Origin of the sequence: Oceanobacillus longus (genome assembly GCF_042650085.1) — a bacterium.
In the GTDB taxonomy this organism is placed as follows: Bacteria; Bacillota; Bacilli; order Bacillales; family Amphibacillaceae; genus Oceanobacillus; species Oceanobacillus longus.
In genome coordinates, this window is record NZ_JBHSAO010000001.1 from 340,418 (window position 1) to 360,400 (window position 19,983).

The 19,983-nt window shown below is 38.0% G+C and carries 24 protein-coding genes and 1 riboswitch; of the genes, 20 read left to right on the top strand and 4 right to left on the bottom strand.

The annotated features are described in order from the left end of the window. Positions 1–41: 41 nt before the first annotated feature. Positions 42–470, bottom strand: a complete 429-nt coding sequence (locus tag ACFOUV_RS01680) for a universal stress protein (RefSeq protein WP_379495033.1) — start codon at positions 468–470, stop codon at positions 42–44. Positions 471–592: 122 nt separating this feature from the next. On the opposite strand from ACFOUV_RS01680, the gene ACFOUV_RS01685 reads away from it, so the two are divergent. After that, positions 593–751 carry a hypothetical protein gene (locus tag ACFOUV_RS01685; RefSeq protein WP_379495034.1) on the top strand — a complete coding sequence of 53 codons (159 nt, stop codon included), beginning with the start codon at positions 593–595 and terminating at the stop codon, positions 749–751. A gap of 360 nt (positions 752–1,111) precedes the next feature. Further along, positions 1,112–2,230 (top strand): alanine dehydrogenase, encoded by a 1,119-nt coding sequence (ald, locus tag ACFOUV_RS01690; RefSeq protein ID WP_379495035.1) that lies wholly within the window; start codon positions 1,112–1,114, stop codon positions 2,228–2,230. Positions 2,231–2,270: 40 nt separating this feature from the next. Here ald and ACFOUV_RS01695 read toward each other — a convergent pair whose 3' ends face one another. Beyond that, complete coding sequence (locus ACFOUV_RS01695; RefSeq protein WP_379495036.1) at positions 2,271–3,368, bottom strand: M24 family metallopeptidase; 1,098 nt, start codon at positions 3,366–3,368, stop codon at positions 2,271–2,273. Between the two features lie 155 nt (positions 3,369–3,523). Here ACFOUV_RS01695 and ACFOUV_RS01700 point away from each other — a divergent pair, with 155 nt between their 5' ends. From ACFOUV_RS01700 to ACFOUV_RS01725, 6 genes are all read left to right on the top strand, one after another. Then, positions 3,524–4,036 (top strand): DUF4178 domain-containing protein, encoded by a 513-nt coding sequence (locus ACFOUV_RS01700; protein ID WP_379495037.1) that lies wholly within the window; start codon positions 3,524–3,526, stop codon positions 4,034–4,036. Between the two features lie 30 nt (positions 4,037–4,066). Further along, positions 4,067–4,732 (top strand): PspA/IM30 family protein, encoded by a 666-nt coding sequence (locus ACFOUV_RS01705; protein WP_379495038.1) that lies wholly within the window; start codon positions 4,067–4,069, stop codon positions 4,730–4,732. Between the two features lie 65 nt (positions 4,733–4,797). Next, positions 4,798–5,463, top strand: a complete 666-nt coding sequence (locus tag ACFOUV_RS01710; protein ID WP_379495039.1) for a DUF4247 domain-containing protein — start codon at positions 4,798–4,800, stop codon at positions 5,461–5,463. Between the two features lie 14 nt (positions 5,464–5,477). Continuing rightward, entirely contained in the window at positions 5,478–5,873 is a 396-nt protein-coding gene (locus tag ACFOUV_RS01715) for a DUF350 domain-containing protein (RefSeq protein ID WP_379495040.1), read from the top strand. Positions 5,874–5,948: 75 nt separating this feature from the next. Beyond that, positions 5,949–7,505 (top strand): polyamine aminopropyltransferase, encoded by a 1,557-nt coding sequence (locus tag ACFOUV_RS01720; RefSeq protein ID WP_379495041.1) that lies wholly within the window; start codon positions 5,949–5,951, stop codon positions 7,503–7,505. 103 nt (positions 7,506–7,608) lie between these two features. Beyond that, entirely contained in the window at positions 7,609–8,289 is a 681-nt protein-coding gene (locus tag ACFOUV_RS01725; RefSeq protein ID WP_379495042.1) for a metal-dependent hydrolase, read from the top strand. Between the two features lie 38 nt (positions 8,290–8,327). On the opposite strand, the gene ACFOUV_RS01730 is transcribed toward ACFOUV_RS01725, so the two are convergent. Beyond that, positions 8,328–9,113, bottom strand: coding sequence for a PulJ/GspJ family protein (locus tag ACFOUV_RS01730; RefSeq protein ID WP_379495043.1), 786 nt, complete (start codon positions 9,111–9,113; stop codon positions 8,328–8,330). Positions 9,114–9,174: 61 nt separating this feature from the next. On the opposite strand from ACFOUV_RS01730, the gene ACFOUV_RS01735 reads away from it, so the two are divergent. The 12 genes from ACFOUV_RS01735 (at position 9,175) to ACFOUV_RS01790 (ending at position 19,080) form a co-directional block, all read left to right on the top strand. Then, a complete protein-coding gene (locus tag ACFOUV_RS01735; RefSeq protein WP_379495044.1) occupies positions 9,175–9,594 on the top strand; it encodes a type II secretion system protein in 420 nt (139 codons plus the stop codon). Further along, entirely contained in the window at positions 9,591–10,067 is a 477-nt protein-coding gene (locus ACFOUV_RS01740; RefSeq protein ID WP_379495045.1) for a hypothetical protein, read from the top strand. The genes ACFOUV_RS01735 and ACFOUV_RS01740 overlap by 4 nt, the downstream gene beginning before the upstream one ends. Next, positions 10,064–11,686, top strand: coding sequence for a GspE/PulE family protein (locus ACFOUV_RS01745; protein WP_379495046.1), 1,623 nt, complete (start codon positions 10,064–10,066; stop codon positions 11,684–11,686). Before ACFOUV_RS01740 ends, ACFOUV_RS01745 begins: the two co-directional genes overlap by 4 nt. An 11-nt stretch (positions 11,687–11,697) precedes the next feature. Further along, the gene (locus ACFOUV_RS01750; RefSeq protein WP_379495047.1) at positions 11,698–12,744 is read left to right on the top strand and encodes a type IV pilus twitching motility protein PilT; all 1,047 of its coding nucleotides are present in this window, start codon (positions 11,698–11,700) and stop codon (positions 12,742–12,744) included. Beyond that, the gene (locus ACFOUV_RS01755; RefSeq protein WP_379495048.1) at positions 12,741–13,937 is read left to right on the top strand and encodes a type II secretion system F family protein; all 1,197 of its coding nucleotides are present in this window, start codon (positions 12,741–12,743) and stop codon (positions 13,935–13,937) included. Before ACFOUV_RS01750 ends, ACFOUV_RS01755 begins: the two co-directional genes overlap by 4 nt. A 74-nt stretch (positions 13,938–14,011) precedes the next feature. Next, positions 14,012–14,095: riboswitch (cyclic di-GMP riboswitch) on the top strand. 35 nt (positions 14,096–14,130) lie between these two features. Next, entirely contained in the window at positions 14,131–14,502 is a 372-nt protein-coding gene (locus tag ACFOUV_RS01760; RefSeq protein ID WP_379495049.1) for a competence type IV pilus major pilin ComGC, read from the top strand. A gap of 125 nt (positions 14,503–14,627) precedes the next feature. After that, positions 14,628–15,383, top strand: a complete 756-nt coding sequence (locus ACFOUV_RS01765) for a prepilin peptidase (RefSeq protein ID WP_379495050.1) — start codon at positions 14,628–14,630, stop codon at positions 15,381–15,383. 12 nt (positions 15,384–15,395) lie between these two features. Then, entirely contained in the window at positions 15,396–16,301 is a 906-nt protein-coding gene (gene pilM, locus ACFOUV_RS01770; protein ID WP_379495051.1) for a type IV pilus biogenesis protein PilM, read from the top strand. Positions 16,302–16,313: 12 nt separating this feature from the next. Continuing rightward, positions 16,314–16,856 carry a hypothetical protein gene (locus tag ACFOUV_RS01775; RefSeq protein WP_379495052.1) on the top strand — a complete coding sequence of 181 codons (543 nt, stop codon included), beginning with the start codon at positions 16,314–16,316 and terminating at the stop codon, positions 16,854–16,856. Beyond that, positions 16,849–17,385, top strand: a complete 537-nt coding sequence (gene pilO, locus ACFOUV_RS01780; RefSeq protein ID WP_379495053.1) for a type 4a pilus biogenesis protein PilO — start codon at positions 16,849–16,851, stop codon at positions 17,383–17,385. The genes ACFOUV_RS01775 and pilO overlap by 8 nt, the downstream gene beginning before the upstream one ends. An 89-nt stretch (positions 17,386–17,474) precedes the next feature. Continuing rightward, positions 17,475–17,702, top strand: coding sequence for a hypothetical protein (locus ACFOUV_RS01785; protein ID WP_379495054.1), 228 nt, complete (start codon positions 17,475–17,477; stop codon positions 17,700–17,702). Between the two features lie 70 nt (positions 17,703–17,772). Then, on the top strand, positions 17,773–19,080 hold the full coding sequence (locus ACFOUV_RS01790; RefSeq protein ID WP_379495055.1) for a DRTGG domain-containing protein: 1,308 nt from the start codon (positions 17,773–17,775) through the stop codon (positions 19,078–19,080). Between the two features lie 574 nt (positions 19,081–19,654). Here ACFOUV_RS01790 and ACFOUV_RS01795 read toward each other — a convergent pair. Continuing rightward, positions 19,655–19,951 carry a YtpI family protein gene (locus ACFOUV_RS01795; protein WP_379495056.1) on the bottom strand — a complete coding sequence of 99 codons (297 nt, stop codon included), beginning with the start codon at positions 19,949–19,951 and terminating at the stop codon, positions 19,655–19,657. Between the last annotated feature and the right edge of the window lie 32 nt (positions 19,952–19,983).

A 19,983-nucleotide genomic window follows, 5' to 3' on the forward strand; every position in this document is an offset into this window, starting at 1 on the left:
CTAGTCCATACGTCGCTATCCGGGCGCTTGCGCTTTTGTTCTTATCGTACGACAAGTACGTCACATGATGCATATCTTGTGATACTTTCAGAGACACTACCAATTAGAAAGCGCTCGACGGCATTCATCCCCGTAGCTCCACAAATAATTAAGTCTGCTTTAAAATTTCCGGCAATATCTTTTGCTATCTTTACTTTAGGGGAACCATATTCAATACATCTTAGGAGATCGTTCACTCCAGCTGTTTTAGCATTCTCCACATAAGAATAAAGTAATTCTTTTGCATACTCTTCCGCTCTTTCGGACAATGTACGGTCATATGCTTCCGCTGTTGCAAAGGTGCGAGAGTCAACTACGTGAGCAAGGATAAGACGTGCATGATTTCTTTTTGCGATGTCCAAGGATTTTTGAAAAGCCTTTTCAGCAGCTTCAGAGCCGTCCACAGCAACAACAATATTTTTATATTCCATTATAAATCTCCCCTTTCATAATAATTATATACCCTTTATGAAAGCGCTACAATCAATTTTTGGTAATATTAGTTACAACATTGTTACAGAAAGCCGGGCATACTACAGGTACGGAGGTGATGATGTTGTCTAAAAAAGAAGGTAAGAAGCGCAGTTTTTATGAAGACGATAAAGGTGTAGATGCCGTTCGAAATCAATTAAATGAGAGCTACCAAAGTGGTGTCGTTGAACAACTGCATAATAACAAAAACATCTATACCTTCAATAATCGTAAAAATTAATCCTCATTACTAGAAGTAACAAAGGAAGATAGTTTTCATTCTGTCTTCCTTTGTTAAAATAGAAAAGTATAAATCTTTTTAGCAGTAATTAACTCTTACACATAAACGGCCACGTCCAGCTCCAGCGCCCAGGGACTAGCGAGACTTCCTTCACCTCCGTACGATAAGTCAACATCGACTCTCTCCGTTCGTCGTGTTTCCTTTATCTCCTACGCCTCAGTCCAGTCCGTACGTCCCTAAACGGACGCTTGCGCTTTTGTTTAATAATCGTGATTTTTATAAATCCATCTGATACAATTGAATTAGTGCTATGTTGGATATATTCGGAATACATACTTAGGTTCTGAAAGGGGTATGGAGATGAGAATAGGTATACCTAAAGAAATCATGAACAATGAAAACAGGGTTGCAATGGCACCATCCGGAATACTCACATTGAAAAATGCGGGACATGATGTTTTTGTGGAAACAGAAGCGGGTGTTGGATCCAGTTTTACCGACGAACAATATGTTGCTGCAGGTGCTGTAATAGTAAATAGTGCAAGAGAAGCATGGTCACAGGAAATGGTGATTAAAGTTAAAGAGCCCTTGCAAGAAGAATTTGATTACTTCTATGAAGGGCAGATCTTGTTCACCTATTTGCATTTAGCAAATGAACCGGAAGTGACAAAGGCATTAATTGATAAAAAAGTTGTTGGAATTGCTTATGAAACCGTTCAACTACCAAATCGCTCCTTGCCGTTATTGACTCCTATGAGTGAAGTTGCAGGGAGAATGGCTACACAGATTGGTGCACAATTCCTTGAAAAGCCTAAAGGTGGAAAGGGAATTATTCTTTCCGGAATTCCAGGAGTTAAACGAGGGAAAGTTACCATTATTGGTGGCGGTGTAGTTGGAACAAACGCTGCTAAAGTCGCTATCGGATTAGGTGCAGATGTTACCATTATCGATTTGAACCCGGAACGCTTGCGTCAACTAGATGATATTTTCGGGACATCGATAAATACATTGATTTCCAATTCATTGAATATCCAGGAGGCGGTTCAAGAGTCCGATCTTGTGGTTGGTTCTGTTCTGATTCCTGGTGCGAGGGCGCCTAAACTTGTAGCAGAAGAAACGGTCAAGCTTATGTCCGAGGGGTCTGTCATCGTAGATGTTGCGATTGATCAAGGTGGGAACTTTGAAACGAGTGATCGTATTACAACCCATGATCAACCAACATTTACAAAACATGGTGTACTTCATTATACTGTCGCAAATATGCCTGGTGCTGTTCCACGTACGTCTACAATTGGACTTACAAATGTTACCGTACCCTATGCATTGCAGCTTGCCAACAAGGGATACAAACGAGCATGTCTTGAAAATGAAGCCTTGCTTAAAGGGATTAATACATTGGATGGCTATGTTACGTATCAAGCAGTAGCAGAAGCACATGATTTGGAATTTGATGATGCACATGTTTTATTGCAAAAATAGGTCCTACCAAAAAGAAGAGCACCACAATGCTCTTCTTTTGCTATCCTACAATTTGTAAGCTTTTAGGGTGGGCGGTTAAAACTTCTGGACCTTGATCCGTCATAAAAATCATATCTTCAATACGTACGCCACCTGTATCAGGTACATAGATTCCGGGTTCAATGGTAAAGCACATCCCTGTTTTTAAGGGTAAATCATTATTGCTGTGCATAGAGGGATATTCATGTGTTTCAATTCCCAATCCATGCCCGACACGATGGGTGAAATAGTCACCATAACCTGCTTTTTGGATGATTTGACGTGCAGCCTGATCCACTTTACCAACGGAAGTATTCAACTTAGATACTTCAATCGCATTCAACTCAGCAGCAAGTACCGTGTTATATATTGTTTTTTGCTTATCGGTAATCGATTGAAATGCGAACGTTCTTGTAATGTCGGAACAATAGCCTTCGAATATAACACCGAGGTCAAAGAGAACGAGATCGCCTGGGGAAATTTTCGAATTGGAAGGTGTACCATGTGGGGAAGCTGTTTTTAACCCTGTCAATGCCATCGTATTAAATGACATCTCCTGCACACCCTGTTTTTTTAGTTCATATTCTATTTTAGCAATCAATTCAAGTTCACTTACACCTTCAGCAATTGCGTTTAACCCAGTCTCCACTCCAAAGTCAGCCAAATTAGCTGCCTGTTTTAATAACGTATATTCTTTCTTATCTTTCACAACTCGTAAATTGGCGAGAATATCTTTTGCATCAAAAATCGTTGTGTTCGGTAATATCCGTTTAATTGCTTCAAAACGTTCCAATGTGATATGATCGTGCTCTAAGGCAATGCTTTTGGGAAGCCTATTATTTTTCTTTAAATAGTCGAGAAATAACTGCCATGGATCCTCATGGTCATAATAGCTGATGATGTCATCCGCCCAGCCAGCAGCTATTGCATCTTCTACTTCCATTTTTGGAACGATAAGTACTGGATCTAAATTGTTACTGACGTAAACACCGATGACACGTTCATGTGGATCGGTATAATAATTGCTTAAGTAATAGAAATTAGATTTGGATGTAATAAGCGCACTATCCAAATTATTCTTCTTCAATTCTGCAAATAAATTCTCCAAACGAGAGTTCATACATGTTCACCTCTTCCATTTATACTATAATAAGTATATCAGAGGGAAATATTTTTTCACCTTTCAAGAAATATTTTGTTTATCTGAAACCTTTTACCAAAATGGTACGTATTACTTAAGGAACAAAGAAATCGAATGACATGCGAGGTGAAAACATGGGTCTGTTTTCTAATATTTTTTCAAAAAAAGATAAACATAAGCCAGAACCAAAAGAACGAACGGCCTTATCTATAAAGATCGGTGATATCATCACATATGATCTAAGAGATTTCGAAGTGGTCGGGAAAATCACTTATCGGGATGGCGGATACGAATGGTTTGGATATCAACTGTTAGAAGGAAATGATACTGTCTGGCTGTCAGCTGAAATGGATGATGAGCTTGAGCTCGGAATCTATAAGAAGATTCAAATGCAGGTCTCCACACCATATCCGAAACAAGTGGCCTACGAAAATAAGACCTACTATCTGGAAGAAAAAGGTACAGCAAGGATTCAAGGGGAAGGCAGAAATGCGAACGTTAATGGTACGGAAAGTCATTACGCTGAATATGCGGATGACGGCGAACAGAATTTTATCAGTCTTGAATCGTGGGGAACAGAGGTTGAAGCAAGTATTGGGTATTCAATTGAAGCATATGAGATTAAAATTTTAGCAGGATCTATTTAAAGAAACAAGAAATTATTAGGAGGAGATAATATGTTTAAATTTTTTGGACGCGTAAAAACAGTAGTGAGCTCAGAATTAAATTCGATGCTTGATAAAGCAGAAGACCCGGTGAAATTACTGGATCAGTATATGCGTGATATGGCTGATGATATTCGTGATGTGGAAGCATCCGTCGCAAAACAAATTGCTAATGAGAAAATGTTGAAACGTAAAGCAAATGATGCACTTGCATTAGTTGATAAAAGACAGAAACAAGCAGAGCAGGCTATTGAAGCTGGGAATGATGATTTAGCTAGACGTGCTTTGGAAGATAAGAAGGCTCATGATACTACAGCAACTGCTTTAAATGAATCATGGGAACGTGCGAAAAGCGATGCAGATATGCTCCGTACGAAATTGGATGAAATGAAAAAAGAATATCAAGAAATGAATTTGAAAAAGGATTCATTGAAAGCACGTGCAGAATCAGCAAAAACAAGAACAAAGATGAATCGCACCATGTCTTCCATTGGAAATGATGCTTCCAAGCAAGGATTCGATCGTATGGAAGAAAAAGTCATGCAGTTTGAAGCAGAAGCAGAGACAAGTGATGACCTTTCACAAGCAAGTCGTACATTAGACGATGAATTTGAAGATTTGGGAAATAGTGATGTAGATGATGAATTAGCTAAATTAAAAGAAAAAATGGGCAAATAGTAGAAATGATAATTAGAATAAGGAGCAGTCATCACTGCTCCTTATGTATTGAGAGGGGGATCCAGTTGCAAAAAAAATGGATTGCATTTATTGTATTACTATTTACTATACTTGTATTAAGCGCATGTTCTTCCCCTTTTTCGAACGGTGCAAATAGAGGTATGAGTCAAGAAATAACGATTACAGCAGAAGATGTTCCACCTGAACCGGCAAAAGACGATATTATTTCATCCATCAAGCAAAGTCCTAGTAAGCAGATTGATGCACTTATAGCAGCTAATTTTCCATTAATGGATACGGTTTCAGATGATTCAGGTACGACGTCCGAAATATACGCAACAACCGAGTTCAAGCTTGAAGAACTTGCTACGACAATTAGCTCCGTGGCTGAACCAGATGAAACAAGTGAAGTGGTAGATAACCAGCAAGTCTTTATTTATCCGGATTATTTTGTGACATTAAAACCAAGTGTAGATGATGCCGATGTATTATTAATCGAAGTGGCAAGTGAAGCATTTGTGAAAAGAAATTATTCACCAAGTTTTTTAAGTACATACTTTACCATACGGATGCTGGATAGTTTACTTGGAAATAATTGGAGCAGTAATAGAACAAAAGCCTGCCAAACAGGGGATTGTTATGGTGGATATACAGGTAAACAATCGGCTTCAAGTACAGGTACTCGTGGTAATACAACCTTTCGTGGTGGTGGCCCGGGGACAGGAAAATAAAGGAGGATGATTAAATGGAACCATTTATAGCAACAATCGCGTATTTTTTAATTTCAGTAGTAATCGTTTTAATTGGTTTGTTTATTTTTGAAAATTTAACCCGAAAATATAAAGATATGGAAGAAGTTGAAAAAGGAAATACGGCAGTAGCATTGTCGATTGCAGGAAAAATCATCGGTATATGTATCATACTTGCATTTGCAATTTATAACAGTTCCTATATTTATGAAACGTTAATATGGGGTGCATTTGGGGTTGTCTTACAAATGATTGCTTATTTGTTATTTGATTTATTTACAAGAAAATTTTCTGTGGAAGAGCAGTTAAAAAATAATAATGTTGCAGTGGCAATTGTGTCCATGAGTGTATCGATTGGATTAGCATTTGTAATTGGTGCATCAATTACATAATTAGAGTGGAGCGGCCTGAGCCTATGTCTCGGCCGCCTTTATTTTTTTGGATGTTTATAAACGGAGTGGTAGAAAATGAATGATGCAGCGAAAAGAAAAAGTAATATAATTTATTGGTCGTCCGGAATAGTATCGATATGCGGAATTATCTTTGAAGTTTTGTTTGGTGCATTGGGTTCATACATATTGGGGGATGGCATTACACAGTATACACTAACCATTTCCTTATTCTTAACGGGGATGGGAATTGGTGCTAGTCTCAGTGAAAAGGTAATGAAGCATTTAATCCTTGCTTTTGTCTGGATTGAATTTGGAGTTGCCATTATTGGAGGCTTTTCCAGCTTTACGATGTTTGGTATTACAGCCTTCGCACCATCAGGAACAGATGCATTGTTCTTGTATTCAATCACCATTTTAGTTGGTGCTTTAACTGGTTTTGAATTGCCGATCTTGATTCGCAAGGCAAATGAAATCGGAGTAGAGTTAAATAGAAGCACGGCGCGTGTTTTATTTTCCGATTATGCCGGTGGTTTAATCGGCGGATTAATGTTTGCATTTTTCCTTCGCCCACAGTTAGGGATGGTGAAATCAGCATTTTTAGTCGGATGTATAAATGTTACGGTAGCTTTGATTGTTCTATGGTTATTCCGTAAAGAAATCCGCAATTTTATGGTTCATGCTGTTATTGGTCTAAGTATTTTTATTGTATTGCTCATTGGTCTGTTTTTCGGGGAAGCGACTGCATTTAGTTTTGAACAGAAAATGTATAAAGATCCAATAATGCATTTGGAGGAAAGCAGTTATCAAAAAATTATTTTAACACAGGATGAAGCAGAAGAGGACATACGACTTTATTTGGATGGGTCGTTACAATTTAGTTCAACGGACGAATATCGTTATCATGAAGTACTTGTTCATCCAACCATGTCGCATGCAGAAGGTCATGAAAATGTATTGATTCTCGGAGGTGGCGATGGAATTGCAGCAAAAGAAGTGCTTAAGTATGAGGATGTTGAGAAAATAACATTGGTTGATCTAGATCCAGCAGTTGTGGAATTAGCCAATACAAACAAGGAATTATTGAAACTGAATGAAGGTGTCTTGAAAAATGAAAAAGTGGAAGTAAAAAACCTCGATGCTTTTGAATTTTTAAAGGAAACAGATGAATGGTTTGATGTGATTATAGTTGATTTGCCTGATCCGAATAATGAGAGTTTAAACAAGCTCTATACAAAAGAATTCTATTCTTTAGTAAGGAATCACTCCGTTCCTGGTGGTGCAATAATGATTCAGGCTACGAGTCCAGTATTTGCAACGGAAGTATATTGGACCATAGCTGAAACGGTAGAATCAACCGGATTGAATACGGAGAATTTGCATGTGGACGTTCCGAGTTTCGGAAATTGGGGCTTTGTGCTAGCAAGCCGTGATCCAATTGACTTGGATGAGATTGATATAACCGTACCGACCCGATTTTTAACAAATGAATTACTCTCTGGGTTAGCAAGTTTTGGGAAGGATGAAGATAAGCAAGTAGAGAAAGCAAATGGTGATAAGCTAGAGTTGAAACCCAACACGTTAATTGATCCCCATTTAATTCAACTTTATGAAAAGTCCTGGCAAAATTATTAACCATTTTCTTTATTACTTTTAGAAAATCTTCCAAAAGGGTAGAGGTATAATATATGCTTTGTCGAATAGATAGAGTGAATACTTTATAAAGGGAGAGGTTAGCGTGAAAATATCTTATCATGGACATTCGGTTGTAAAGGTCGTTACAGATAGTCACACTATTTTAATTGATCCATTTATTTCAGGAAATGAAGCATGTGACCTTGATGCTGACACAGTGAAAGCAGATGTCATCTTACTGACACACGCACATAATGATCATGTAGGTGATACATTCGAAATTGCAAAAAGAAATAATGCATTGGTCGTCGCCCCTAATGAACTTGCTGTTTACTTGGGAGGCAAAGGATTGGTAACACATCCAATGCATATTGGTGGCTCACATGAATTTGATTTCGGTACCGTAAAGTTTACACAAGCCTTTCATGGTTCGGCATATACAGAAGATAATGGAGCGGTAATCTATGGTGGTATGCCAGGTGGGATTCTACTAACTGTGGAAGGGAAAACCATCTATCATGTCGGGGATACGGCATTATTTAGCGATTTGAAAATGTATGGTGAAATGAATGATATTGAAGTAGCCTTTATTCCAATTGGCGATAATTTCACCATGGGACCTGAGGATGCGCTAGTTGCAGCTGATTGGATAAATGCAAAAGTATCTGTTCCCGTTCACTATAATACGTTCCCAATGATTGACCAGGACCCGAAAGCATGGGCAGGTAAGGTTAAGACTGGTGAGGGTAGAGTGATGGAGATAGGGGAAGCGATGGAGTTATAAAAATAAGCTCGTAAGCTGGAAATAGCTTACGAGCTTATTTAATCTTTTTCAACTATATAAATATGTTGAGAGTTATCATTATTTGGTAAGGGGCATTCATTTACTATGGTTAAATTATCTGGTCTATTTTCAAAGGAGGCATTTCCATTTATACATAGGGTTCCTTTGCTTCCACTAAATTTAATATCCCCTTTTAAATAAAAATCTTTATGAGCAGTAATATAAACCTTATTATGGATTGTAAAACCATCCAGGAATGCTACATTCTCATAGAAATTATAGTCATTAAAACATGGTTCTTTATCTTTATTTTTTAACCTAACATTTTGCTCAAACTTAACATTTTCATAAAAGTCACAACTGCTAGTAACATCTCCTGGTGGAAACTCTTCCGGATTTACATCCTTTTTTGTAATATTTAAATTTATAGCTGTTTTATTTTCCAAAGTCGTCTTCACTTCAAAACTTTCACCTGAATTTTTTGTGGAAGTTAATACAAAGGATAAAGGCTCCTCTGTATATTCAAGACAGCCATTAGCATTTATTGTTCCATTGTTAATTTCACTAAAACTATAACGTATTTTATCCTCTGTAATACATAGTGGATTGGTATCTTCCGGTTCTTGGTGCTTCTTTCTTAATTCATTAATCACTGTATTTGTTTCCCGCTTCAATGAAATATCATTGCTAGTGGTATTTTCCCCACTCACCATTTGAATAATAACCGTCGAAGAAAGAGCAATTACCACAGCAAATAAACTAAGTGCAGCCAGCAACTCTACCAATGTCATTCCTTTATCGTTCGTAAATTGTCGAAATTTCATTTTTTCACATCCCATTAAATGGTATAATAGTAGAAAAGTCACGGTTGAGGAGTGAACTTCTTTGTATAATAAATTTAAAATGCGTAACAGCAAAGGGTTCACCCTTATTGAAATTATAGCATCTATTGCGCTTTTAGTAATGGTAATTGGGACATTATTACCATTTTTTCCGCAAATAATGAGTTGGACACAGACAACGGATGATGAATTGGTGGCTAGTAATCTATTGCCTCAAGTAAGCAGTGAAGTTAAAAATTTAGATGTACATGCGTTCTTCGATAATATTCAACAATGTGATACGTATCAAGGAGAAGATATCTTTTATAAAGAATATGCGTTAAATGGGATCAATTACAAATCAATGTTAAATACTTGCGAAGAGCAAAATCTGGATTTATATCGTACAAAGATAAACATACTTACTGAATCAGGGAAACTAGTTAGTGAATCGTATACATATATTTCAGGTGATTTAGAATGAATACATATAGAAATGAAAAAGGTGCAGCATTAGTACTCACGGTAATGATTATTACTTTATTTTTTGTGTTTATATTGGGCTTGTTTACTGTAGTAACAAATACAACCAAACAGGTAACTTCGATGGAAAAACAAATAGATGCTCAGCTTATTGCCGAGATGGGTGTGACATATTTTCAGAGACTAGTTGAAATAAATCAACATCTTCTAGAGGAGGAAATTAACGAGCATCGTGATAATGCTGATTTTACTAATGTTGTGCAGGTATTTATAGATGATTTATTAAATGGTATAGAGCAACCGGTTCATGTTGATGAGTATAGAACTTATGAAATCACGGTTGAAAGCTATAACGATGATGAGAAAAGTATTCATTTTAAGAGTGTCGGTGTTGTTCCTGATGCTGAAGCAACATCTAACGGAACCATCATCATAAATACTTCTGAACAAGATGAAAGCGAGGAACCTGAATGATGAAACGAAAACGTCTTGGAGATCTGCTCCAGGAAGCGGGTCTTGTTTCCGAAGAACAGATAATAGAAGCACTTGAAAATAAAAAAGATGATCAAAAAATGGGAGATGCTTTACTTGAACATGGTTTTATAACCGAACAACAGCTCATTGAAGTTCTCGAGTTTCAATTGGGAATTCCGCATGTGTCGTTATATCGCTATCCAATTGAAGAAAATGTGCTCAGTTTCGTGACAAAGGAAGCTGCTCAAGAGAATATCATTATGCCATTGAAGTTACAGGACAACACACTAACAATTGCCATGCGTGACCCAATGGATTATTTTGTCATTGATGATTTGGAAATTGGGACAGGATTTACGATTTCACCGGTAATCGCTGCAAAAGACGATATATTATTTGCGATTAATAAGCACTATTTTAAAAATGATTCCGATATGATGATGGATTCGAATGAAGGAGAAGAGGCACCAGTAATCCGTTTGCTGGATCAGCTCCTAAATACGGGGGTTCAATTAAAGGCAAGTGATATACATATTGATCCGCACGTTGCAAATGTTCATATCCGCTATCGAATTGATGGACGTTTGCAAACAGAGAAAATGGTTCCGAAACAGATGCAAAATTCGCTCGTTGCCAGGATAAAAATATTGGCAGACATGAATATTACCCAAACGCGATTGCCACAGGATGGACGCATAAAAATGTTAGTTGGTAACACGCCAGTCGATTTAAGGATTTCTTGTTTACCTACAGTTCATGGAGAAAAGATAGTAATCCGTATTCTTGATTTGAATAATGCCATGATGGATTTAACAGAACTTAGTTTTTCAGAAGAAAATCGAAAAAAATACAGTGATCTAATCAAACAGCCTTCCGGACTTGTCCTGTTGACTGGCCCAACAGGATCTGGAAAAACCTCCACACTATATGCTTCTGTAAATCGGTTGAATTCTGAGAATGTAAATATTATAACGGTGGAGGATCCAGTAGAATATCAGATGGAAGGGATCAACCAGGTACAAGTAAACAGTAAAATCGGTTTAACCTTTGCTGAAGGTCTTCGTTCCATTTTAAGACAGGATCCAAATATAATTATGGTTGGAGAAATTCGTGACCAGGATACGGCAGAAATTGCAATACGCTCGTCTCTAACAGGTCATTTAGTATTCAGTACATTGCATACGAACAGTGCAATAGAATCCATTCCAAGACTCATCGACATGGGAATCGAACCATATCTAGTTGTTTCCTCTTTATCCGGTGTTGTTGCCCAACGTTTAGTACGTAAAATTTGTCGTGACTGTCGTACAGAACGGAACATGACTGAAATGGAAAAAGAGATATTTTCCAAAAACGGCGTAGAAGTAGATCATGTTTTTCATGGTGGGGGCTGCAGTGTATGTCACCATACGGGTTATCGAGGGAGAATTGCAATACATGAAGTCCTCGTACTCGATGAAATGATGAAAAGTATGTTGTTGAACCATAAATCGACTGGCGATCTTCGTAATTATGCGAAAGAACAAGGGATGGCTTTCCTTATTCAAGATGGCTTGGAAAAAGTGAAATCAGGATTGACAACAATCGATGAAATTATGCAAGTATCCATTAATGTATAGGGTGAATAGAGATGAAGAGAAAATTTGAAAAATGGTTAATAGAAGCGTATGAAAAGAAAGCGTCGGATGTACATTTAACCGTTGGAAAAGCACCAATATTCCGGATAAACGGAAACTTGGTCGAACAGGATTTACCAAAACTCGTACCAGCTGATACAAGACAAATAGTCCGATTAATTTTATCTGAAGAACAATTGGAGACACTCCGTGTGAAGCGTGAACTGGATTTTTCCTATGGGATTCATGGTGTATCCCGATTCCGGATGAACACCTTCTATCAGCGCGGGGAATTATCCTTTGCAGTTCGAATTATACCAGCTGAAATTCCGTCCATCGAGCAATTAAAATTGCCATTGATCACAAAAGAAATGGTGCATTATCCACAAGGATTGATTCTAGTAACTGGACCAACAGGAAGTGGAAAGAGCACGACCCAGGCTTCCATGATTGATTATATAAATCAAACCATGCGAAAACATATCATTACTTTGGAGGATCCGATAGAGTACATGTATACGCATAATAAATCGATTATTGACCAACGTGAAGTTGGTTTTGACACGAATAATTTTGTGAATGGACTGCGGGCAAGTCTTCGCCAGGATCCTGATGTGATTCTGGTCGGGGAAATGCGGGACTTGGAAACCATTTCTACAGCCATTACGGCTGCTGAAACGGGTCATTTAGTTTTTGGAACGTTACATACCACCGATGCTGTCTCCACAATTGAGCGCATCATCGATGTATTCCCACCCGAACAGCAAGGACAAATACGAATCCAATTATCAACCATCTTGCAGGCAGTCATTTCTCAACGGTTGCTCGTTACAAAAGACCAGATGAATCGACGGGTTGCATCGGAAATATTGATCAATTCGTCTGCTGTTAAAAATTTAATTCGTAATGAAAAGCTCCATCAGATTCAAAATGTGCTCCAAACATCTAGGGACAAGGGGATGCATACGCTAGAGATGGATTTGAAACGATTGATTCATGAAAATGAAATTGACTTTGAAACTGCTGCTCCGTTTATGCGGGAGGGAGCTTCTAAAGGATGAATTTTCAATATAGTGGGCGGAGAATATCGGGTCAGAAGATTAAAGGGAAGATCGAAGCAGATACGAAAAACATTGCGCTCTCACAGCTTGAAAGAGATGGATTAATTATTTTTAAAATAGACGAAACAAGGCCTTGGAATAAAGATATTATTTTACAAAACAGAGTGAAGAATAAAGATTTCGTTATTTTTCTCAGGCAATATTCTACATTGATACATGCGGGGATCTCGATTTCAGATGCGACCAAAACGATGATGGTGCAGACCAACAATTACGCATTAAAAAACGCTCTGGTAGATATAGATAAACAACTTGACCAAGGTCAGCCTCTATCCAAAGCATGCGAGCGGCACCCAAAGATTTTCCCAGAACTGCTCGTGAATATGATTCTTGCCGGTGAGGTAAGTGGAAAATTGGATGAAATCCTGAATGAAATGGCAGATTACTATGAAAAGCAATACCGGAACAAACAAAGGGTAATTTCAGCACTGCTTTATCCAAGTGTGGTAGGAGTGATTACAGTTATTTTGAGTATTTTTCTGCTTGTTTTTATCGTACCGCAGTTTGTTGGCATGTTCAGCTCCATGGGTGAGGAAATTCCAGCGTATACACAGTTCGTCATCAACCTAAGTGATTTTGCAGGGAAGTACTGGTGGATGCTGCTATTTGTCATTGCGCTCTTCGTCGTTTTATACAACTATCTGATTCAATATGATGCGGTAAACTATCGAATGGATCTGATCAAAATGAAATTTCCTTTTCTCGGGGTACTCGTTCATAAAGGCGCATTGGTAAGGATGACCCAAACATTAAGCACGCTTGTCAATAGTTCTGTACCTATTTTGCAATCGGTGGAAATTACCGAAAAGGTTGTCGGAAATAGGGTGATAGAGAATGCACTAACCCGGGCAAGGAAGTCATTGGAAGTTGGAGACTCACTGACGAAGCCGATGAAAGACCACTGGGCATTCCCAGCATTAATTGTACAAATGATACAAATCGGTGAAAAAACAGGTACATTAGACCATATGCTAACAAAAGCTGCCGATTTTTATGAAGAAGAAGTGGACCAGCTTTCAAGTCGAATCAAGACATTAATTGAACCATTGATGATTATTATATTAACCGTGATGGTCGGAAGTATTGTAATGGCAATCGTTATACCAATGTTTGGTATGTTTGAGAATATGTAGTAAATTGTTCACAATTAAGTGAAGATAATTGTAGAAATATGGTAAAAGTTATACTATAATGTAAGAGAAATAGGAGTTTAGTAGGACACGGTGATGAATTACCTATATTTGGGCACTTGGGTAATTTGGAGTGAGTAGTGCAACCGACCGACTGGAATTAATAGAAACTTAGATTAAGGAAGGCGGAGATGTTATGTTACAAAAAATGAAGAAGATGATGAAGAAAGAGAAAGGTTTTACATTGGTAGAGCTTTTAGCAGTTATTGTTATTTTGGGGATTATTTTGGCGATTGCGGTGCCGAGTGTTAGTGGACTAATTACTAAATCAGAGAATGATGCAAAACAAGCAAATGTTGAGTTAATTGAAAATGCTGCTAGACTGGCTGATCTTAGTGGCTTGTTCCCAGAGGGTGGAATGTCAGTTGAGGATCTAATAACTGAAGGATTTTTAGACGGAGACATAGATGTCCCTGGAGGAAGTGAAGTTTATAAAGGTACAGTTACAAAAGCTGGTGATACTTTTACTTATGATGGTAACGGAGAGCCAACTGAACCATCAGCATAAAATAAAAAAGATTTAAGTTGTAATTGTAGGACATAAGTAAATTATAATATGGTATTCATACGCCTTGCATCCACTATTGCAGGGCTTTTTATTGAAATAGATTGAAAATAAGGAGTCCAGATAAAATGACCACACCCCTAACAATCCTATTTTTCCTCCTAGGCCTAATATTCGGCTCGTTCTACAATGTAGTCGGTTTACGCCTTCCACAACATATACCCTTCGCAAATGACCGTTCAATGTGTCCGCATTGCAAGAATCAATTAGCTTGGTATGAAAATATCCCTTTATTTTCATTTCTGATCCAAGGTGGAAAATGCCGGCATTGTAAACAGAAGATCTCCTACATATACCCAACCATTGAGCTTCTCACAGGCTTTTTATTCGCATTGAGCTATTACACGCTTGGATTCCAATTCGAATTGATCACCGTATTACTTTTAGTTTCTATGCTAATGATTATACTAGTAGCAGACATCAACTACATGTTGATCCCAAATAAGGTGCTTTTGTTCTTTCTACCATTTTTCATCATGATGCGATTTGTGGTACCCTTGAATCCATGGGGATCGGCAATCGTTGGTGCAATTATTGGCTTTGGCCTTATTTTTATTATTATTTTAATAAGCCGTGGGGGTATGGGGGCAGGCGATATGAAACTTTTCGGTGTACTAGGAATTGTGCTCGGAACCGAAAAGATTTTAGTGGCTTTTTTCCTGGCATGTGTAATTGGGTCTGTGATAGGTATGATGCTAATCTTATTTAACGTAATTGAAAGAAAGCAGCCGGTGCCATTCGGTCCATATATCGTTTTAGCAGCTTTAATTACTTATTTTTACGGGGATTCATTAATCAATTGGTACTTTAATCTACTTATATAAGCGGGTGACAACATGGGGATTATGAATAATGGAAGAGTCAATATGGTAATTACCAATCAAGTATTGCGATACAGTTACCATAAACACAATAATGTCGTCGGAATGGTCATACATGGAGAAGTGGAATTGCCTGATGGGACAATCAAAGACGGTATGATTCAAAATAAAGGCATTTTTGTTGAAGTCGTAAATGAACTTGTGCATAAACATAAATGGAAACGGAAGAAATTATTCTTTGCTATGCCGGATGATACGATCGTTATTCGCCAATTACAAGTCCCGGCAACGTTAACAAAAGAAGAAACAGTAGGCTATGTAAAAACACAAATCGGAAACAGTTTTTATTTACCATTTTCCAATCCAGCAATTGCAATCGAATTTCTAGAATCAGATGAGAAAAATAGAGATATCCTATTATTTGCATATCCAAAAGATAAGATCTCCACTTTTGAAGAAGCGTTTGATAAAGCAGGATTAAAACCGATGGCTGCTGATCTAACATCTTTATCTGTTTACCGCTATTACTATTTAACAAACCAGGAAAAAAAGAATCATGTATTGTTGATTCACTGGAATAAAGATGCATTGATCCTAACAGCATTCCGAAATCATAAAGCTATTTTTTCAAGATATATGAAAATGAGCATCACGAAAGATGCAGAGGAAGAGTCTGCACAGCAGTTAATCCGTGAATATATTATAGAAATTAATCGGATTATCGATTTTTATCAATATTCGATTACAAAAGGGGAGTCAGAAATAAATCAGCTGCTTCTTTCCGGTGATTTTCCTTTCCTTGAATCTGTGAAATCCAGTCTATCCAAATTGGTAACAATACCAATCCATCGTTTTGAAGAAGAGGAGCTTACAGCTAAGTATATCGATGTTCTTGGACTGGCTTTAAAGAAAGATTCGTAAGGAGGAGCAATCATGAATACAGAAATTAATTTCATTGAGAAAGAACCAAATAAAAATATCGCATCTATCATCCTTGGAATTATTTTTATCGTCCTCCTGGCGAGTGCTGTTTCGGTGCTTCTTTATCAAAAAAACAGTTATGACAATCAACTGGAAGCACTTGAAAGTGAAAGAATACAAATGGAATCAGTGTTGTTGGAACAACAAAAAGCAAATGGAACCCAAAGGCAACTGGAACAATTGGAGCAGGAGCTCGTTACACTCGAATCTGAAATGCTTCCCAATGTCGAACTGTATCATGAAATAATTGGCTTGCTTTCAGAACCAGAACAACTGTTGACATTTGATTATGGGACAGAAAATCAACTGATCATTGATGCTTCTTTTCCAACACTACATGCAGTTGCTGATTATATTGCAATTCTCACCGAGCAACCCTATGTACAGGACACGCAACTGACAAGTTCCGTAAAAATGGAAAATTCTTATGAAGCTACATTATCAGTGATTATAGACAGCGAAATACTGGTAGAGGAGTTCTTCGTAAATGATTAAACATTGGGGGAAAATACATACATATATTGCTGTAGGTCTGTTTGTAGCTATTCTAGTAATCTACGGAATATCCTATTTAAATGTGATTAAACCGTTGAATGCAGAGATGGATTCGTTAGCGAAGGAAGTTTCCATTTATGATAAACAACTGGATAAGCTGACAAATGAGGAAGAAACAGATGTTAGTGCGGACCTCTCTGAAGTTTCTCGTAAAGTACCAAACAGTAAATCAATAAATAATGTTCTTATCGAGTTACAGGAAATTGCAACACGTGCCGATGTAAGTATTGACTATATTGGAGCGGATGAAGAACTAACGGTACAGACAGATGAAAAGGAAGAAAGCTCCGTCCTAGATGAAAGCAGCTATACACTGGATGCCACAGCAACAAATCTCGGAGAAATAGATACTTTTTTAGATGGTGTAACCAATAGTAATCGTCTAATAAGAATAGATACAATAAATCTTCAACATTCAGAGAGTGATGTTTACCTAACCATTACCTTTACAGCATTTCACGCAGGATAGCTTTCACTGAAGCTGTCCTTTTACTTTGTCGAAATGGTTCTTATACCACTGTATTCCTCATAAAATTAGAATTAAAGGAGGGGATACGAATGCGTCATTATGCCATTTTACGATTACTATTAGCCAGCTTTTTTCTATATATTGCCTGGCCTGTCATTCCATATATAACGACAAATGTAGAATTGATTTTCTGGGGGGGGTGGCTCTTGTTCCTCTTGCTTGTTGTAGGTGCCAATTTTGCAACACTTTTACAAATGACTAGACCACCGGTTATGGAACAGGAAGAATATAATAGGAGGCAACGTGATTTTCATTGAGTTTGAACTAGTTCAACTGTATAATAATAATTACTAAGTGATATAGTACAGTTGAAAGCTGGTGAAATAGATGACAACCAAGCACGAGCAAATTATACAGTATATCATTTCGTTGTCGGTTGGAAATAAAATATCCGTTCGTCAAATTGCAAAGGATCTGAATGTGAGTGATGGGACAGCATACCGTGCGATAAAAGAGGCCGAGAATCAAGGGTTAGTCAGCACGATTGAACGGGTTGGTACGATTCGAATCGAGCGAAAGAAAAAAGAAAACTTTGAGCAACTCACTTTTGCTGAAATTGTAAATATTATAGATGGACAAGTATTAGGTGGCCGTGATGGGCTATATAAAACGTTAAGCAAATTTGTAATCGGTGCGATGCAACTTGATGCCATGATGCGTTATACGCAAGCGGATTCCCTTCTTATTGTCGGGAATCGGTTTAAGGCACATGAGCTTGCACTGACTGCAGGTGCTGCTGTACTGATTACAGGTGGATTTGATACAGAGGATCATGTTAAAAAATTAGCAGATGAAAAAAAACTGCCAATTATTTCGACGAGCTATGATACATTCACGGTAGCGGCCATGATTAACCGAGCGATTTACGATCAACTGATCAAGAAAGAGATTGTATTTGTAGGTGATATTGCAACATCCTTTGAAGAATCTTATTTTTTGAGAGTGAAAGATACAATTGCTGATTGGTATGAGCTGAATGAAAAGTCATCTCATTCAAGATTTCCAGTAGTGGATGATAAGTTGCGTGTCGTTGGAATGGTTTCTTCTAAGGATATTGTAGGGAAAGATCGAACAGTCATTATCGACCGTGTAATGAGTAAGAAACCGCAAGTCGTCCAGGCAAAAACGTCTCTCGCATCTGTTGCGCATACCATGGTCTGGCAAGGGATTGAACTGATTCCTGTCGTTGACCAGGGTTATCATTTGCAAGGAGTGGTTTCCAGGCAGGATGTATTAAAGGCTATGCAGCAAATTCAGCGTCAACCACAAGTTGGGGAAACAATTGATGATATTGTCGCGAGTAATTTGGAAGCCAGTGAAGATGATGATTCCGTTTTTGAATCAAAAGTTATCCCTCAGATGACAAACCAACTAGGGACATTATCCAATGGTGTGTTTACTTCTTTAATTACCGAGGCAAGTAGCAGATTGCTGATGAAAGTAAGAAAAGCGGATATTACCATTGAAAACCTGACCGTTTATTTCAGCAAACCGGTGCAGATTGATAGCAAGTTGGTCATTAAACCAAAACTGCTTGATGTCGGTAGACTATACGCAAAAATAGATGTGGAAGTATACAATGAGCGCAATTTGGTAGGCAAAGGACTAATCATGGCTCAACTGATTAATCGTTAAGTGATGTTGTTTTAATCTGCAGTTGAGGTAAAAGACGAAACTTCTATCTATGTTAGAAATCATTTTTCAGGAGACGTGTGGTCTTACTGCCCGTCCGGGATCGCTACGGGCGGATGCTTTCCGCGGGCACGGCCTCAGCCCCGAAGAGAAAAACGCTCTTCTGGTCTTCGGACACGTGCTTTTCCCGCAGGAGTCACCGCCCTTCGCTCACCCGGACTGGTGAAGTTGTATGTTGCAATCTTAGCTATGCAAGTATAGTAATTATTAGCAACCTTCTAACCAGCTCTGGGAAATATACGAAGACTCCTGTGGGAGGAAAGGCATCGGCGAGACCCCGGAGTGCGAAGCACGAGGAGGGCTCACCAGCCGCCCACGGAAAGCGAAGTATATTTCCCAGAGCGGTCGCCGAAGTTTCTGCATACAGATTGAAATCAGCAGTTACTTCGCATTTTATAGATTTTGTGACAAAACTACATATCTTTTGGTGGGACGAGTATCCGCAGCCCAAATTTTGTATATAACAGCCTAAAGAAAAAAAGAAATCGGCTAACGTTGTCGATTTCTTTTTTCTTCGCTATTCATTTGGATTCAAACGTCGCCATTCACTGCGATAATGCTTTGCTTCCATAAAACCTCTGTATAATTGGAGTGCTCCAACGAGGGCAATGATAAAACAAATGAACAACGCAAGCTGTGTTTTGTAGAAAATATACTGATTGACACCAAAAAATAAAAGGAATGTTCCGAGACAAACCCGGGCTTTTCCGTTAAAATACTTTTGAGTAAGTTCATCATTATTTTTAAGAATTGCAACCTTATAATAAATATAAAGTACTGCAGAAACAACAATGACAATAGGGAATATAACCATTTGATCTCTCCTAGTTTCTTCTGAGTTTTATG

Coding starts and splice junctions, on each gene's coding strand:
- ACFOUV_RS01775 (WP_379495052.1), top strand. CDS start 16,314: ATGAATACAGAAATTAATTTCATTGAGAAAGAACCAAATAAAAATATC.
- ACFOUV_RS01790 (WP_379495055.1), top strand. CDS start 17,773: ATGACAACCAAGCACGAGCAAATTATACAGTATATCATTTCGTTGTCG.
- ACFOUV_RS01705 (WP_379495038.1), top strand. CDS start 4,067: ATGTTTAAATTTTTTGGACGCGTAAAAACAGTAGTGAGCTCAGAATTA.
- ACFOUV_RS01750 (WP_379495047.1), top strand. CDS start 11,698: ATGAAGAGAAAATTTGAAAAATGGTTAATAGAAGCGTATGAAAAGAAA.
- ACFOUV_RS01760 (WP_379495049.1), top strand. CDS start 14,131: ATGTTACAAAAAATGAAGAAGATGATGAAGAAAGAGAAAGGTTTTACA.
- ACFOUV_RS01715 (WP_379495040.1), top strand. CDS start 5,478: ATGGAACCATTTATAGCAACAATCGCGTATTTTTTAATTTCAGTAGTA.
- ACFOUV_RS01740 (WP_379495045.1), top strand. CDS start 9,591: ATGAATACATATAGAAATGAAAAAGGTGCAGCATTAGTACTCACGGTA.
- ACFOUV_RS01795 (WP_379495056.1), bottom strand. CDS start 19,951: ATGGTTATATTCCCTATTGTCATTGTTGTTTCTGCAGTACTTTATATT.
- ACFOUV_RS01755 (WP_379495048.1), top strand. CDS start 12,741: ATGAATTTTCAATATAGTGGGCGGAGAATATCGGGTCAGAAGATTAAA.
- pilO (WP_379495053.1), top strand. CDS start 16,849: ATGATTAAACATTGGGGGAAAATACATACATATATTGCTGTAGGTCTG.
- ACFOUV_RS01730 (WP_379495043.1), bottom strand. CDS start 9,113: ATGAAATTTCGACAATTTACGAACGATAAAGGAATGACATTGGTAGAG.
- ald (WP_379495035.1), top strand. CDS start 1,112: ATGAGAATAGGTATACCTAAAGAAATCATGAACAATGAAAACAGGGTT.
- ACFOUV_RS01685 (WP_379495034.1), top strand. CDS start 593: ATGTTGTCTAAAAAAGAAGGTAAGAAGCGCAGTTTTTATGAAGACGAT.
- ACFOUV_RS01720 (WP_379495041.1), top strand. CDS start 5,949: ATGAATGATGCAGCGAAAAGAAAAAGTAATATAATTTATTGGTCGTCC.
- ACFOUV_RS01745 (WP_379495046.1), top strand. CDS start 10,064: ATGATGAAACGAAAACGTCTTGGAGATCTGCTCCAGGAAGCGGGTCTT.
- ACFOUV_RS01680 (WP_379495033.1), bottom strand. CDS start 470: ATGGAATATAAAAATATTGTTGTTGCTGTGGACGGCTCTGAAGCTGCT.
- ACFOUV_RS01765 (WP_379495050.1), top strand. CDS start 14,628: ATGACCACACCCCTAACAATCCTATTTTTCCTCCTAGGCCTAATATTC.
- pilM (WP_379495051.1), top strand. CDS start 15,396: ATGGGGATTATGAATAATGGAAGAGTCAATATGGTAATTACCAATCAA.
- ACFOUV_RS01785 (WP_379495054.1), top strand. CDS start 17,475: ATGCGTCATTATGCCATTTTACGATTACTATTAGCCAGCTTTTTTCTA.
- ACFOUV_RS01700 (WP_379495037.1), top strand. CDS start 3,524: ATGGGTCTGTTTTCTAATATTTTTTCAAAAAAAGATAAACATAAGCCA.
- ACFOUV_RS01695 (WP_379495036.1), bottom strand. CDS start 3,368: ATGAACTCTCGTTTGGAGAATTTATTTGCAGAATTGAAGAAGAATAAT.